This window comes from Bacillus sp. FJAT-14266 (genome assembly GCF_001719225.1).
Taxonomy (GTDB): Bacteria; Bacillota; Bacilli; order Bacillales; family Bacillaceae; genus Bacillus; species Bacillus subtilis.
Genome location: NZ_CP017072.1, coordinates 2176226 through 2189045, shown reverse-complemented (window position 1 = coordinate 2189045; position 12820 = coordinate 2176226). Strand labels below are relative to the sequence as shown.

Sequence of the window (12820 nt, the reverse complement as noted above, 5' to 3'; positions counted from 1 at the left end):
TCTCTCATTAGCGTATACTGAACCGAGACACACAATGAGAGGATACTTACTATGACTGAACAAACCATTGCACATAAACAAAAACAGCTGACAAAGCAAGTCGCTGCATTTGCTCAGCCTGAAACAAAAAACAGCCTGATTCAGCTTTTAAACACGTTTATCCCATTCTTCGGCCTGTGGTTTCTTGCTTATCTCAGCCTCGATGTCTCCTATCTTCTTACGTTAGCATTAACGGTGATTGCCGCAGGTTTTCTAACAAGAATTTTTATCATCTTCCATGACTGCTGCCATCAATCTTTTTTCAAACAAAAACGCTATAACCACATTCTCGGTTTTCTGACAGGTGTCCTGACTTTATTCCCGTATCTTCAATGGCAGCACAGCCATTCGATTCATCATGCAACTAGCAGCAATCTGGATAAACGCGGAACAGGAGACATCTGGATGTTAACAGTAAACGAATATAAAGCTGCATCCAGACGAACAAAGCTTGCATACAGACTTTATAGAAACCCGTTTATCATGTTTATTCTCGGACCGATTTATGTTTTTCTGATCACGAACCGTTTTAACAAAAAAGGCGCAAGACGCAAGGAACGTGTAAACACATACCTTACGAATCTGGCAATTGTCGCGTTGGCTGCCGCTTGCTGTCTGATCTTTGGCTGGCAATCGTTTTTACTGGTGCAAGGCCCGATATTTCTGATTTCAGGTTCAATCGGTGTTTGGCTGTTTTATGTGCAGCATACCTTTGAAGATTCTTATTTTGAAGCGGATGAAAACTGGAGCTACGTTCAGGCTGCTGTTGAAGGCAGTTCATTTTATAAACTCCCGAAACTGCTTCAATGGCTAACAGGCAATATTGGTTACCACCACGTTCATCATTTGAGTCCAAAGGTGCCTAACTATAAGCTTGAAATTGCTCATGAACATCACGAACCATTAAAAAACGTACCGACAATCACCTTAAAAACAAGCCTGCAATCACTCGCGTTCCGTCTATGGGATGAAGATAACAAACAGTTTGTGTCATTTCGGGCTATAAAACATATACCTGTAAGCCTTCCGCCTGATTCACCAGAAAAACAGAAACTGCGGAAGAATGCCTGATGATAAAGGAGGTCTTCTAATATACTAGAAGGCTTCCTTTTTATTGTTGGAGGGTGCATTCTGGCTTTCACAATGATAAAGTTACAAGTAAGATGAAAAGCTGAAAATGAGGTAAGATCATGATTAAAAATCATTTTACATTTCAAAAACTAAACGGGATTACGCCCTATATATGGACGATATTTTTCATCCTCCCCTTCTACTTTATATGGAAATCATCATCTACATTTGTTATTATTGTCGGCATCATTTTGACGCTTTTATTTTTTTCGGTATATCGATTTGCTTTTGTCTCAAAAGGCTGGACCATTTATTTGTGGGGATTTTTATTAATTGGCATTTCAACCGCCTCCATTACTCTGTTCAGTTATATTTATTTTGCTTTTTTTATCGCCTATTTTATAGGAAACATTAAGGAACGCGTCCCTTTTCATATTTTATATTATGTCCATTTAATAAGCGCAGCCGTCGCAGCCAATTTCAGTCTCGTATTAAAGAAGGAATTCTTTCTGACACAAATTCCTTTTGTCGTCATAACCCTCATCAGCGCAATTTTATTGCCCTTCAGTATAAGAAGCCGCAAGGAGCGCGAACGGCTTGAAGAAAAGCTCGAGGATGCAAATGAACGGATTGCAGAACTGGTAAAATTAGAAGAACGTCAGCGAATTGCCCGCGATCTCCATGATACGCTTGGGCAAAAGCTTTCTCTTATTGGTTTAAAAAGCGACTTAGCAAGAAAATTGATATACAAAGATCCCGAACAAGCAGCTCGTGAACTGAAAAGTGTTCAGCAAACAGCGCGAACTTCTTTAAATGAAGTAAGAAAAATCGTTTCCTCTATGAAGGGCATCCGGCTCAAGGATGAATTGATCAACATCAAACAAATTCTCGAAGCAGCTGACATTATGTTTATCTATGAAGAAGAGAAATGGCCCGAAAATATCTCATTGCTGAATGAAAACATTTTGAGCATGTGCTTAAAGGAAGCTGTCACAAATGTCGTCAAACACAGCCAGGCTAAAACTTGCCGAGTTGACATTCAGCAGCTCTGGAAGGAAGTTGTGATAACAGTGTCTGACGATGGAACATTCAAAGGAGAAGAAAATTCCTTTTCTAAAGGACATGGCTTACTCGGGATGAGAGAACGGCTTGAGTTTGCAAACGGAAGCCTTCACATCGATACCGAAAACGGAACCAAGCTTACCATGGCAATTCCTAATAATTCAAAATAAACATAAAGGATGGCTTATATGATTAGTATATTTATTGCAGAAGATCAGCAAATGCTGCTGGGCGCTTTAGGATCACTTCTAAACCTAGAAGACGATATGGAAGTCGTAGGCAAAGGTACAACCGGCCAAGATGCTGTTGATTTTGTCAAAAAACGCCAGCCTGATGTATGTATTATGGACATTGAAATGCCCGGAAAAACAGGGCTTGAAGCTGCTGAGGAGCTAAAAGATACAGGCTGCAAAATTATCATCTTAACCACCTTCGCCAGACCCGGTTACTTTCAGAGAGCTATTAAAGCTGGCGTTAAAGGCTATTTGTTAAAAGACAGTCCGAGTGAAGAGCTGGCAAACGCCATCCGTAGCGTCATGAATGGAAAACGCATCTATGCACCTGAGCTGATGGAGGACTTATACAGCGAAGCTAACCCTCTTACAGATAGAGAAAAAGAAGTGCTTGAACTTGTGGCTGACGGTAAAAACACAAAAGAAATCGCTCAGGAACTCAGCATCAAAAGCGGGACGGTGCGGAATTATATCTCAATGATTCTAGAAAAGCTTGAAGTGAAAAATCGAATTGAAGCCATTACCCGGTCAAAAGAAAAAGGCTGGTTTAAATAAAAAAGGATCTTGGCATCTGCCAGGATCCTTTTTGTTAACCTGAAATTCCCGTTTGAGAACCTCGTCGCAACCAGAATTAAATTGATCCATATCCTCGCTCCTACGCCCGCTGAACGATTGCTTGGTTAACAGCCCGATAAAAGACTGGATTGAATGATATCCCTGTTAAAATGGTCGGCCATTGCACATCAGCAGAATTTCTGATATTGATTATTTTGTATTTTCAGTATGACAAAGTTGTGCCACTTCGCTCCCGAAGCTGCCATGCCCAACTGCAAGAGCCTAATATCACAATAAAAAACCGTCTGAAATCAATCCGATTCCATAAATGGCATCTGCTACATCCAACTGCTTATTATCTGCCAAAAAAGATACAACACCAGCTCGTTTCGCTGATCAAAGAACCAGCTATAAATGTCATGATGCCGAATGTCTCTGTAATGTGGAACCAATCTTTTAACCCGAGAGCCCCTGAATCGCACATAAAGAGAAAAACGGGACCACTTTCTTTTATCAGCATATGATATAAACAGCTCTAAGCAGAACAAAAAAAGACACAAGCCAAAAGCTCATGTCTTTTATCACAATCTATATTATTAGTTTAAGACTTTAACACTTACAGTTTTGACGCCCCAATTAGAAGCATCACTTTTACTTGGTACAAATACGTCGATTTTATTTCCTTTAATAGCGCCGCCAGTGTCTGCTGCTGTTGCTTCCCCGTAGCCTTCAACATAGACTTTAGAACCTAGCGGAATTACATTAGGATCAACCGCAATAACTTTCGCGTTTGGGTTCTTATTTAAGTCAATGCCTGTAGCTGTAACGCCGGAAATGCCGCCGTCGTTAGCAGTGTAAGCAGTAGCAGTAACTGTTAGTTCTTTTGAAGCTTCTTGATTATTTGTATTTGATTGAACAGCCTTCTCCTCTGTGTTAACAGAAGTTTCTGCCTCAGCCTTTGTTTCTTGTTTAGGTTGCTGTTGTACAGCTTCTTGTTTAGGTTGCTCTTTTTGCACAGCCTCTTGTTTTGGCGCAGCTTGAGGTGCGTTTGTTTGCGCATTCTCAGTTGCTGTGTTTGCTGCTGTTGCCTGACCTTTTACTGAAAGAGTTGATCCAGCATAGATCATGTCAGAGCTTAAGTTATTCCAAACTTTCAGGTTGTTGACTGTCGTGCCGAATTTTTGAGCAATCTTAGAAAGCGTATCTCCCGCTTTAATTGTATATTGCCCAGTCGTGGTTGTTTCTTCTGAAGAAATGGTCAGTTTTTCTCCTGCAATGATTTTATCAGAAGTTAACTTGTTCCATTCTTTTAAGTCCTTTAGGTTCACTCCATTTTTCTGAGAGATTCCCCAGAGCGTATCACCCTTTTGCACCGTAATTTCTTTTGCAGAAGCGTGAGCTCCGAATGCAGTTGTTGAAAGTGCAGCAACTGCCACAAAGGACATAATCGTCTTCTTCATAAGTAAATCCTCCCTTGTTAGCTTTTTATTGGCGGCTAACAGGTGATATCGTAACACACGTAAATGTCAAATCAATAACAAAAAGATATGATTTAGATTACAGTTCCTTTACATGAAGGATTTCTCTCTGATGGAAAGACTTGCTGAACCCTTGATATAATAGGCTTCGCAGGTCTTTTTATTTTGAGGCGAAACAGAGAAAATAAAATGTGTTTTTTATAGAAAAAAAGATTGTTTTTCTGTTTTTTTAGTCTGTCATCCTTGCATAAGCTTGTATTTCTTGTAAAAAAAGCCGGCCGTATTTTGCTCTTTTTTGTTCTCCGACTCCTTTTATAGACAAAAGTTCATCATCATTTACGGGCTGTTTTCCTGACATTTCTTTTAACGTTTGGTCAGAGAAAACAACAAATGGCGGAACACCCTGCTCAGCCGCAATTTCTTTCCGAACCATGCGCAATCGTTCAAATAGCTCGTCATTTTCAGTAATCGCTGCCGCTTTTAACGCTTCTTTTCTCGCTACTGATAATTCTCCTTTCAGCACATTCCTTCCTTTACTGCTGACAAAAAGAGTCGGAAACGTTCCGTCTGACATCCTGATGAAGTCGTCAGAAATAAGAAATTCGATAAAATCACTGATTTCGCCAACGGATTGGTGTTTTAATATCCCGTATGTTGAAAGGTCGGAAAAGCCGTTTTCAAGAACTTTTTTATTTTTGGAGCCGGCAAGCACCTGTGCAACCATCGTCTTGCCAAACCGTTCTTTCATGCGAATGATACAAGATAAGACCATTTGCGCCTCCCGCGTCACGTCATGGGCCGCTCTTGTATCGGTACAGTTTCCGCACTGTCCGCACGCATCAGGCTCCTTTTCTCCGAAATACATAAGGATAAAACGCTGCAGACAATCTTCCGTATGACAGTAGTCGACCATTTGTCTCAGCTTTTTTAAATCCTGCTTTTGTTTCTCTTCATGTTCTGATTGCTCAATTAAGAAACGCTGCACCATAATATCCTGCGGTGAAAACAGGAGAACACATTCACTGGCAAGACCGTCCCGTCCAGCTCGTCCTGCCTCTTGATAATAGCTTTCCATATCTTTCGGGATTTGTGCATGCAGAACAAATCTGATATTTGATTTATCAATACCCATTCCAAAAGCAGAGGTTGCCACCATCACTTGAAGCTCATCATTAAGAAACCTTTCCTGCTGCTCTTTTCTCACATCATCAGCCAAACCTCCGTGATACCGACCTGCCCTGACTTGATTTCGTTTCAATCTCTCATATATCCGATCAGCTTCTTTTCTGGTCGCGGTATAGACAATTCCTGCTTCATGCCTGTTGTTTTGCACATATTCGTCTATAAACCGATCTTTATTTTCTCCTTTTACTACTTTAAAGGTTAAATTCTCTCGGGAAAATCCGGTATATACCGTGTTTTCTTTTTGAATATGCAGCTGTTTGCAAATATCATCATGAACCTCGGGTGTGGCTGTTGCTGTTAACGCCATGATGACAGGCTTGTCGTGTAATTCACGGAACAAGATTTCAATATTCCTGTAGCTTGGCCTGAAATCATGGCCCCATTGAGAAATACAGTGCGCCTCGTCTATTGCGACCAAAGGAACATCTATCCCCTGCAAAATCCGGATAAACTCTGTGGACGTTAGTCGCTCTGGTGTAATGTAAAAAAGCTTATAAGCTCCTTCTTTGAGTCCGTTCAGCCTCTCATATATTTCCTGATTGGATTGTGTGCTGTTAATGTAGGCGGCGTTAATCCCCGCTTCTTCTAACGCATCAACTTGATCCTTCATCAAGGAAATCAACGGTGAAATGACGATCGTCGTCCCTTCAAACATTAATGCCGGAATCTGATAGCAAACCGATTTGCCGCCTCCCGTCGGCATAATGCAGGCCGTATTTTGCCTCGCTTCCGTCACCAAGCGGATCGCTTCATCTTGGCCGCTCCGAAACTTCTCATAACCAAAATAATGAGCCAGAAGGGATTGGGCTCTATGTAACATAACGTGTAAACCTCGCTTTTCCTTGAATTTCTCCCATCATATCATAAAAAAGCGGCCTTCATTTCTTTCACACAAAAATGGAATATTCACTATGCCAAACCTTTTTAGATAAAATAAAAAGCCATTTCCGAAAAGGAAATGGCTTTCGCTACGTCTTGCCGTATGCAAGTAAGAAAGTTTTAAACCACCACTCCTCAAAGTGGGTGTTTGCAGAAACGTTCCTGTCGTCCTCTGCAATGGAGGCATGACATTCCGGCTTCGATATAAAACTCCCTATTACAGCTTAAAGGTTAAAACTTAATTAACAATACGCACAAAGTAGCTTCTTTAATATAGTACACCATCAGGCGGTTTTAATCAAGAGGTCAGAACAATTGTTTAGAAAAACTTTTTCCAGTGAATAAAACTGTTTTTTCTCCAAAATACCTGACAATTCGACAAACAAAAAATATATTACAATAAAAAAATAGCCTTTATTGCTAAAAGCGAATGATTATTTTCTTCTATATTAATGTGTATATACAAAAAGACTCCTATTTGTAACGATAGGAGTCTTGGCTTTATTAGAATTTTGCAGCAAGATCTTTTGCTTCTTGTAAACCTTTTTCAACGATTTCTTGCGCTTGATCAGGTGCTGCGTTATGTCCTTCGATGACAACTGTGTGCAAGTCTTGAACACCCCAGAAACCAAGAACTGTTTTCATGAAGTTTAATGACATTTCAAGTGCAGCCATTGGTCCTTCTGAGTAGACACCGCCGCGAGCGTTAAGAAGCGCAACTTTTTTGCCTCCCATTAAACCGACTGGTCCTTCTTGTGTGTATTTGAATGTAACGCCTGCGCGAGACAGATAATCAACATAAGTATGAAGCACTGCTGGCACTGTGAAGTTCCAAAGCGGGAATGCGAAAACAACTTTGTCAGCTTTTACAAACTGGTTCAGATATTTGTCAGCAATTGCTGCTTGTTTTTTCTCATCTTCTGTCATTTCCATTCCTTGACCTGCTTTAAATGTTCCGTTAATCATATCTCTGCCAAGGTAAGGAAGGTTTTCCTTATGAAGATCTAATTCAACCACTTCATCATTAGGGTTGTTTTCTTTATAAGCAGCTAAGAAAGCTTCGTAAAGTTTAGTTGAAACGCCTTCTTCAGCTGTACGGTCGCTTGATTTTACAAATAAAACTGTAGACATTTGTATTCCTCCCGGTAAACTTTTTATATTTACTTACAAATAGTATGTTACTTTCTTTTTTACGCAAAGTCAATCACTTTATTTTGAATATGAGATTTTTTTTCAAAAAAAAGCAAGTACATCTAATATCGGTGTACTTGCTTGCCATTTTTACTTCGAATCTTGTTCACGATCTAAGATTTCATACGTCTGCGAGCTTTTTTGATCAATTGTTTCTTTGTTGGATAAGTCTTTTACCTGTTCATGAAACTCTCTTTCATAAGAAGGAGCATCTGTCTCCAGATCATCCTCCACATCAGCTTGGGCCTCAACTGTCATTCTTGCATAAGGAACAGCTTCAAGTCTTTCGTAAGGAATCTCTTGACCGGTTTTTTCACACACGCCATAAGTTCCATCTTTCATCTTTTGTAATGCACGGTTGACCTCCTCTAACAGCTCCCGGTCAATCTCTTTCACTGTTTGGTCTGTCATCCGGTCTGTGACGAGCGTCCCGTGGTCTGCCATATGGTTGTCAACCCCATTGGAAAGCTCCCCCACTTCTTCCGTCATTGATTCTGTTTCCTTTTTCTCGCCAGACAATTCTTTTTGCATATCGAGCAATTTATGATAGAGATGCTGTGTTTGTTCTTTTGTCAGTGCCATGTATATCCTCTCCTTTCTATCCTGTTTCCCGTTTTGCCTTCTGTCAAACATGGAAACATCGATGGAAAGATGAGCTACTGCCTTTTTGAACGGATCGTGACCGCTGGCGTCGATGGTGCTTCGGGTTTTCGTTGGCACTTTTTGTCCTTCTCTTCTGGCGGTATATAATAGGTTGCGCCTATATTTAATCTGCCGCTCAGTTCATCAATGGTCAGCTCGCCGAATTCAAGATGATAGTCAACTTTTTCGACATTCAGCGTTTCAATATGTATATAGGTTTCTTCAGACTCTTGTTTGCTGCTTTGTTTTTGTTTCTCAATCACTGAGAGTCTTTCTTCACATTCACGCAGTTTGTCAAGTTCTGGTTTCAAGCAATGCCTGATCAGCGACCGGAACATTTTTTTCATGACATCACGACCCTTTGCATACTCCTCTTTCGTCTACATATATAATGAGGTATATCCCATAGAAAGGAGAGGTTTTCATGCTTCCGACTAACATCAATATTTCTCATCTCAAGACTAACTCGATAGGCACCGGCTCATCCCTTACCTTTGGTTCTGCGGAGTTAAGGAACAGGTGCTCTGCTATCAAAAGAAATAACGGTTTTGGGGAACAAAATGCAGATGTTATTGTTATGGTCATTCCGATTGAATCAATTGATGACCGTGATGGGGCAGATGCACTCAGTATGAAAATCAATCATCAATAACAATGGTTTTCGCTTGACCTTCGTCTTTTTGAATGGTGATGTATAGGATTCCGTCTTTAAAAATGGCATTCATCTTTCCATGAAGATGATCGGAAAGCGGAATTTTCTTTTCAAAACTTCCGTATTTCCCTTCTTTTTGGCGAAAGTCCTGTTCATTAAAATAGGAAAAGCGCTGCCCCTTCACCACTAAATAATCTCCGTACGATAATATGTGAACGTCTTGTTTACGGTAGCCTGGAAGATAAATTAAAAACTGCACTTCCGCAACGGTATCTACAATATCCATGCTCGGAAATGAAGCATCTCCTTTCCCTCGCTGATCTTGCTGCGCAAACGGAAACGGAGATTGGCCATTTGTCATAAAAGGGGTTTTTTGGTCTTCATCAAATACCTGTTTCCAAAAGTCACCGCCGTACATCTGCTGTGCGAATTCCATCCACTGCTTCATCTTTTCGAAATCCATTTGAAGCCCCCTGTCTTAACATACTTTATAACCGCCAGCATACAACTATAGAAAGGAGGTTTGCCTGTGGTTCAACCAACTCCGTATATCAATATTAATATTTTCATGCTGAAAATTAATTCCTTTGAAAATGCTTCAGCGGTTAACGTAGGACAAAATTTATTGGCAGAATGGCAAAATTCAGATAAAAAAAATCAAGGCTACGGACAGAATTTTGGAGATGCGAGCGGATTTATGGGCACGAGAAGCCATGTGGATGACAGAGACCAAATTGATTCTCCGGCCTCTTTTGAAAGTGAAGCGGTTAACTCCTCAATCAAAAGGAAGTGATGAGATGTTCTTTTCTCCCTCCGTCGTGAATGTCGGCGGATTTAAAATCAATACGATGGACCGTGGTTCCTCTTTAACACTCGGTCCGTATCAGCAGGTCGATTACTTTTTATCAGCTAAAATAAATCAAGGGTTTGGAGAAGAAAATGGCGACTTTACTCCTCTTGTCGTACCGATTTCAAATGTATTAGATGCAGATCTTGTTGATTCGAACTCAGCGAAAAACAGTATAGTGTAATAAGAACAGGGCGCACATGCCCTGTTCTTTTTTTTATATATAAAAAAAAGCCTAACCATTTTTTGAACGGCTGGCTCATCAAATATTCAGCTGCACAAATGCTTTGTCAGCACCGCCTGAACCTCGCTTAAATCGGTGTCTTTCGCAAATTCTAATTCGAACGTTTTGCTTCTTGTCATCAATAAAAGCCCAGTGTCCGGATCAAACATTCCCGCTTCTTGGATGGCAAAGCTTTCAATTGTTTTATATGGAAGAAATACACGAACCTTCTTTTTGGAAAACATTTTATTGTCAAAGAAAATGATCCGCTTATTTGTAAAGCAAATTTGGTCCACTCGGAGCTTATAAATCGATTCTATTCTTTCCCCTTCAACGAGCAAAGCCTCAAGCTTCTTTGCGTCCGTTGATCTGCTAACAGAAAAAATACCCAATGAAGAACCCCTCTTTCTGCATTTATCTATTTGTTTTATCATTCACTACATAAAAATAAGTCCTTTATCCCTATATAAGAATACGACATAGAAGACATTTAAACCATTACGAACAGATTACATTTTTCAAATTTTTGATTTGTTTTTTGGCTTTTAAGCTGTTGTCATCAAGTAATACGCACAGATAGAGAAAAAAGTTTCAATATTCAGCAATGTTTTTATAAAAAAGCGGTTTTTAATGATTTTTTTAATTTTGTTTTATATTTCCTGTTTTAACCACAAAAAAACCGCAGCTGAGCTGCGGATTATGTATCGATGTTTTAACAAAATCTGTCTGATGCTTCAAGGAAGCATTACATCTCTTCGAAGTATTCTTTATAATAGCCGCCTACTTTATTCGTATTGTCGACCACAAAGAGAAACTCCTCTGTTTCATTTTTTACTTCATATTCTTTTCCCGGCGTTAAAACGCGGTTTACGATATATTTTTTTGCGTTTGTCTGCACACACTTTACTTTTTTAATTGTTTCTTTTTCAAGCCAATTTTTATGAATCATGATGAAATCTCCTTTTCTTATCTATAAGCTTATTGTAGCTTTTTTCTTTTGTAAATTGCAATATCGGTTATTCATTGATTTTGCCTTGATTTCTATTATAGAATGTTTGTATACGCTTACGTTTGAAGCAACTATCACAGCTTATTTCTGCTATTCAATCCAGGAATCAATGTGCTATCACCAAGAATCTCAGAACAGACCATAAAAAATGACTGGAGGTTTGTTACGGATGAGTTCTTTAACGATGCAAGTGACGAAAAGGCTGGAGACATTTTTACAGGGAACAAAGAAGCTTTATATTGACGGAAAGTTTGTTCCGAGTGCCTCAGGGGCAACCTTTGACACTCCAAACCCGGCGACCGGCGAAACCTTGATGACGCTGTATGAAGCCCAGGCTGCGGATGTGGACAAAGCGGTTAAAGCTGCCCGGAAAGCCTTTGACCAAGGTGAATGGAGAACAATGTCTCCAGCTTCGAGAAGCAGACTGATGTATAAGCTGGCGGACTTAATGGAAGAGCATAAAACTGAGCTTGCTCAGCTTGAAACACTTGATAATGGGAAACCGATCAATGAAACGACTAATGGAGATATTCCGCTGGCTATTGAGCATATGCGCTATTACGCCGGCTGGTGTACAAAAATAACAGGACAGACGATTCCGGTTTCCGGCGCTTATTTTAATTATACGCGTCATGAACCTGTCGGTGTTGTCGGCCAGATCATTCCATGGAATTTCCCGCTCCTGATGGCGATGTGGAAAATGGGCGCGGCACTTGCAACAGGCTGTACAATCGTCCTCAAACCGGCTGAACAAACACCGCTTTCAGCTCTTTATTTGGCAGAATTAATTGACCAAGTCGGTTTCCCTGCCGGTGTAATCAACATCATCCCAGGATTCGGTGAAGATGCGGGAGAAGCGCTGACGAACCACGAAGCGGTTGATAAAATTGCCTTTACCGGTTCCACTGAAATCGGAAAGAAAATCATGTCCACCGCAGCGAAAAGCATTAAGCGTGTGACATTGGAGCTGGGCGGAAAATCGCCTAATATTCTTCTGCCGGATGCGAATTTGAAAAAAGCCATCCCGGGCGCTTTAAACGGTGTGATGTTTAACCAGGGCCAAGTCTGCTGTGCGGGCTCACGTGTCTTCATTCATAAAGACCAATATGATGAAGTTGTTGATGAAATGGCGTCCTATGCTGAGTCACTCCGCCAAGGAGCGGGACTTCATAAAGATACTCAAATCGGGCCTCTCGTAAGCAAGGAACAGCATGAGCGCGTTCTTTCCTATATTCAAAAAGGAAAAGATGAAGGAGCAAAAGCAGTGACCGGCGGAAGCTGTCCTTTTGAAGCAGGATATTTTGTCGCACCGACTGTGTTTGCGAATGTTGAAGACGAAATGACCATCGCAAAAGAAGAAATTTTCGGACCCGTGCTGACTGCAATTCCGTACGAAACTGTCGATGAAGTTATTGAACGGGCAAACCATTCAGAATATGGGCTTGCGGCCGGACTATGGACAGAAAACGTCAAGCAGGCTCACTATATCGCGGACCGACTTCAAGCCGGAACCGTTTGGGTGAACTGCTATAATGTGTTTGACGCGGCGTCTCCATTTGGCGGTTATAAACAGTCAGGACTCGGACGAGAAATGGGATCATATGCCTTGGATAATTACACAGAAGTCAAAAGTGTATGGATAAACCTTGAAGACTAACATGTATGTTTAAAAAACTGCTGCCTGCCAGCAGTTTTTTTCTTTCTGTAATGGCAGTAAAAGACGCTGAATATATATGCTTCTGAAGGAGTTGAGC

15 protein-coding genes and 1 other RNA gene are annotated in these 12820 nt (G+C 40.6%); 7 read left to right on the top strand and 9 right to left on the bottom strand.

Translation table 11 applies throughout. The annotated features are described in order from the left end of the window. Window positions 1-51 precede the first annotated feature (51 nt). From desE to desR, 3 genes are all read left to right on the top strand, one after another. Window positions 52-1110: a Delta(5) desaturase DesA gene (desE, locus tag BGM23_RS11695; protein ID WP_029726828.1), complete on the top strand. Its 1059-nt coding sequence runs from the start codon at window positions 52-54 to the stop codon at window positions 1108-1110. Window positions 1111-1229: 119 nt separating this feature from the next. Then, window positions 1230-2342: a two-component sensor histidine kinase DesK gene (gene desK / locus BGM23_RS11690; RefSeq protein ID WP_015251908.1), complete on the top strand. Its 1113-nt coding sequence runs from the start codon at window positions 1230-1232 to the stop codon at window positions 2340-2342. Window positions 2343-2360: 18 nt separating this feature from the next. Continuing rightward, on the top strand, window positions 2361-2960 hold the full coding sequence (desR, locus tag BGM23_RS11685; RefSeq protein WP_004399356.1) for a two-component system response regulator DesR: 600 nt from the start codon (window positions 2361-2363) through the stop codon (window positions 2958-2960). Window positions 2961-3556: 596 nt separating this feature from the next. Here the strand turns inward: desR and BGM23_RS11675 are convergent. The 6 genes from BGM23_RS11675 to BGM23_RS11645 form a co-directional block, all read right to left on the bottom strand. After that, on the bottom strand, window positions 3557-4420 hold the full coding sequence (locus BGM23_RS11675; RefSeq protein ID WP_003231267.1) for a LysM peptidoglycan-binding and 3D domain-containing protein: 864 nt from the start codon (window positions 4418-4420) through the stop codon (window positions 3557-3559). A 247-nt stretch (window positions 4421-4667) separates the two neighbouring features. Continuing rightward, a complete protein-coding gene (gene recQ, locus BGM23_RS11670; protein WP_029726826.1) occupies window positions 4668-6443 on the bottom strand; it encodes a DNA helicase RecQ in 1776 nt (591 codons plus the stop codon). A gap of 141 nt (window positions 6444-6584) precedes the next feature. Continuing rightward, window positions 6585-6771, bottom strand: a non-coding RNA gene (gene ssrS / locus BGM23_RS11665) — 6S RNA. Between the two features lie 235 nt (window positions 6772-7006). Continuing rightward, window positions 7007-7633, bottom strand: coding sequence for an FMN-dependent NADH-azoreductase AzoJ (azoJ, locus tag BGM23_RS11655; protein WP_003231260.1), 627 nt, complete (start codon window positions 7631-7633; stop codon window positions 7007-7009). Window positions 7634-7783: 150 nt separating this feature from the next. Then, entirely contained in the window at window positions 7784-8275 is a 492-nt protein-coding gene (locus BGM23_RS11650) for a TraR/DksA family transcriptional regulator (RefSeq protein WP_003231259.1), read from the bottom strand. A 74-nt stretch (window positions 8276-8349) separates the two neighbouring features. Continuing rightward, the gene (locus BGM23_RS11645; RefSeq protein ID WP_003231257.1) at window positions 8350-8682 is read right to left on the bottom strand and encodes a hypothetical protein; all 333 of its coding nucleotides are present in this window, start codon (window positions 8680-8682) and stop codon (window positions 8350-8352) included. A gap of 77 nt (window positions 8683-8759) precedes the next feature. On the opposite strand from BGM23_RS11645, the gene BGM23_RS11640 reads away from it, so the two are divergent. Further along, the gene (locus tag BGM23_RS11640) at window positions 8760-8987 is read left to right on the top strand and encodes a hypothetical protein (protein ID WP_015383862.1); all 228 of its coding nucleotides are present in this window, start codon (window positions 8760-8762) and stop codon (window positions 8985-8987) included. On the opposite strand, the gene yocM is transcribed toward BGM23_RS11640, so the two are convergent. Continuing rightward, window positions 8974-9450, bottom strand: a complete 477-nt coding sequence (yocM, locus tag BGM23_RS11635) for a salt stress-responsive protein YocM (protein WP_003231255.1) — start codon at window positions 9448-9450, stop codon at window positions 8974-8976. The two genes, BGM23_RS11640 and yocM, sit on opposite strands and share 14 nt — an antisense overlap. A 66-nt stretch (window positions 9451-9516) precedes the next feature. Here yocM and BGM23_RS11630 point away from each other — a divergent pair, with 66 nt between their 5' ends. Next, complete coding sequence (locus BGM23_RS11630) at window positions 9517-9780, top strand: hypothetical protein (RefSeq protein WP_004399338.1); 264 nt, start codon at window positions 9517-9519, stop codon at window positions 9778-9780. Window positions 9781-9784: 4 nt separating this feature from the next. Further along, window positions 9785-10018 (top strand): hypothetical protein, encoded by a 234-nt coding sequence (locus tag BGM23_RS11625; protein ID WP_029726825.1) that lies wholly within the window; start codon window positions 9785-9787, stop codon window positions 10016-10018. An 86-nt stretch (window positions 10019-10104) separates the two neighbouring features. Here the strand turns inward: BGM23_RS11625 and BGM23_RS11620 are convergent, their stop codons facing one another. Next, on the bottom strand, window positions 10105-10449 hold the full coding sequence (locus BGM23_RS11620; protein ID WP_003220141.1) for a PH domain-containing protein: 345 nt from the start codon (window positions 10447-10449) through the stop codon (window positions 10105-10107). Window positions 10450-10802: 353 nt separating this feature from the next. After that, the gene (locus BGM23_RS11615; protein ID WP_003231245.1) at window positions 10803-11006 is read right to left on the bottom strand and encodes a DUF6501 family protein; all 204 of its coding nucleotides are present in this window, start codon (window positions 11004-11006) and stop codon (window positions 10803-10805) included. A 229-nt stretch (window positions 11007-11235) separates the two neighbouring features. Here BGM23_RS11615 and dhaS point away from each other — a divergent pair, with 229 nt between their 5' ends. Next, window positions 11236-12723, top strand: coding sequence for an aldehyde dehydrogenase DhaS (dhaS, locus tag BGM23_RS11610; RefSeq protein WP_029726824.1), 1488 nt, complete (start codon window positions 11236-11238; stop codon window positions 12721-12723). Window positions 12724-12820: the final 97 nt, after the last annotated feature.

Coding starts and splice junctions, on each gene's coding strand:
- desE (WP_029726828.1), top strand. CDS start 52: ATGACTGAACAAACCATTGCACATAAACAAAAACAGCTGACAAAGCAA.
- desK (WP_015251908.1), top strand. CDS start 1,230: ATGATTAAAAATCATTTTACATTTCAAAAACTAAACGGGATTACGCCC.
- desR (WP_004399356.1), top strand. CDS start 2,361: ATGATTAGTATATTTATTGCAGAAGATCAGCAAATGCTGCTGGGCGCT.
- BGM23_RS11675 (WP_003231267.1), bottom strand. CDS start 4,420: ATGAAGAAGACGATTATGTCCTTTGTGGCAGTTGCTGCACTTTCAACA.
- recQ (WP_029726826.1), bottom strand. CDS start 6,443: ATGTTACATAGAGCCCAATCCCTTCTGGCTCATTATTTTGGTTATGAG.
- azoJ (WP_003231260.1), bottom strand. CDS start 7,633: ATGTCTACAGTTTTATTTGTAAAATCAAGCGACCGTACAGCTGAAGAA.
- BGM23_RS11650 (WP_003231259.1), bottom strand. CDS start 8,275: ATGGCACTGACAAAAGAACAAACACAGCATCTCTATCATAAATTGCTC.
- BGM23_RS11645 (WP_003231257.1), bottom strand. CDS start 8,682: ATGAAAAAAATGTTCCGGTCGCTGATCAGGCATTGCTTGAAACCAGAA.
- BGM23_RS11640 (WP_015383862.1), top strand. CDS start 8,760: ATGCTTCCGACTAACATCAATATTTCTCATCTCAAGACTAACTCGATA.
- yocM (WP_003231255.1), bottom strand. CDS start 9,450: ATGGATTTCGAAAAGATGAAGCAGTGGATGGAATTCGCACAGCAGATG.
- BGM23_RS11625 (WP_029726825.1), top strand. CDS start 9,785: ATGTTCTTTTCTCCCTCCGTCGTGAATGTCGGCGGATTTAAAATCAAT.
- BGM23_RS11615 (WP_003231245.1), bottom strand. CDS start 11,006: ATGATTCATAAAAATTGGCTTGAAAAAGAAACAATTAAAAAAGTAAAG.
- dhaS (WP_029726824.1), top strand. CDS start 11,236: ATGAGTTCTTTAACGATGCAAGTGACGAAAAGGCTGGAGACATTTTTA.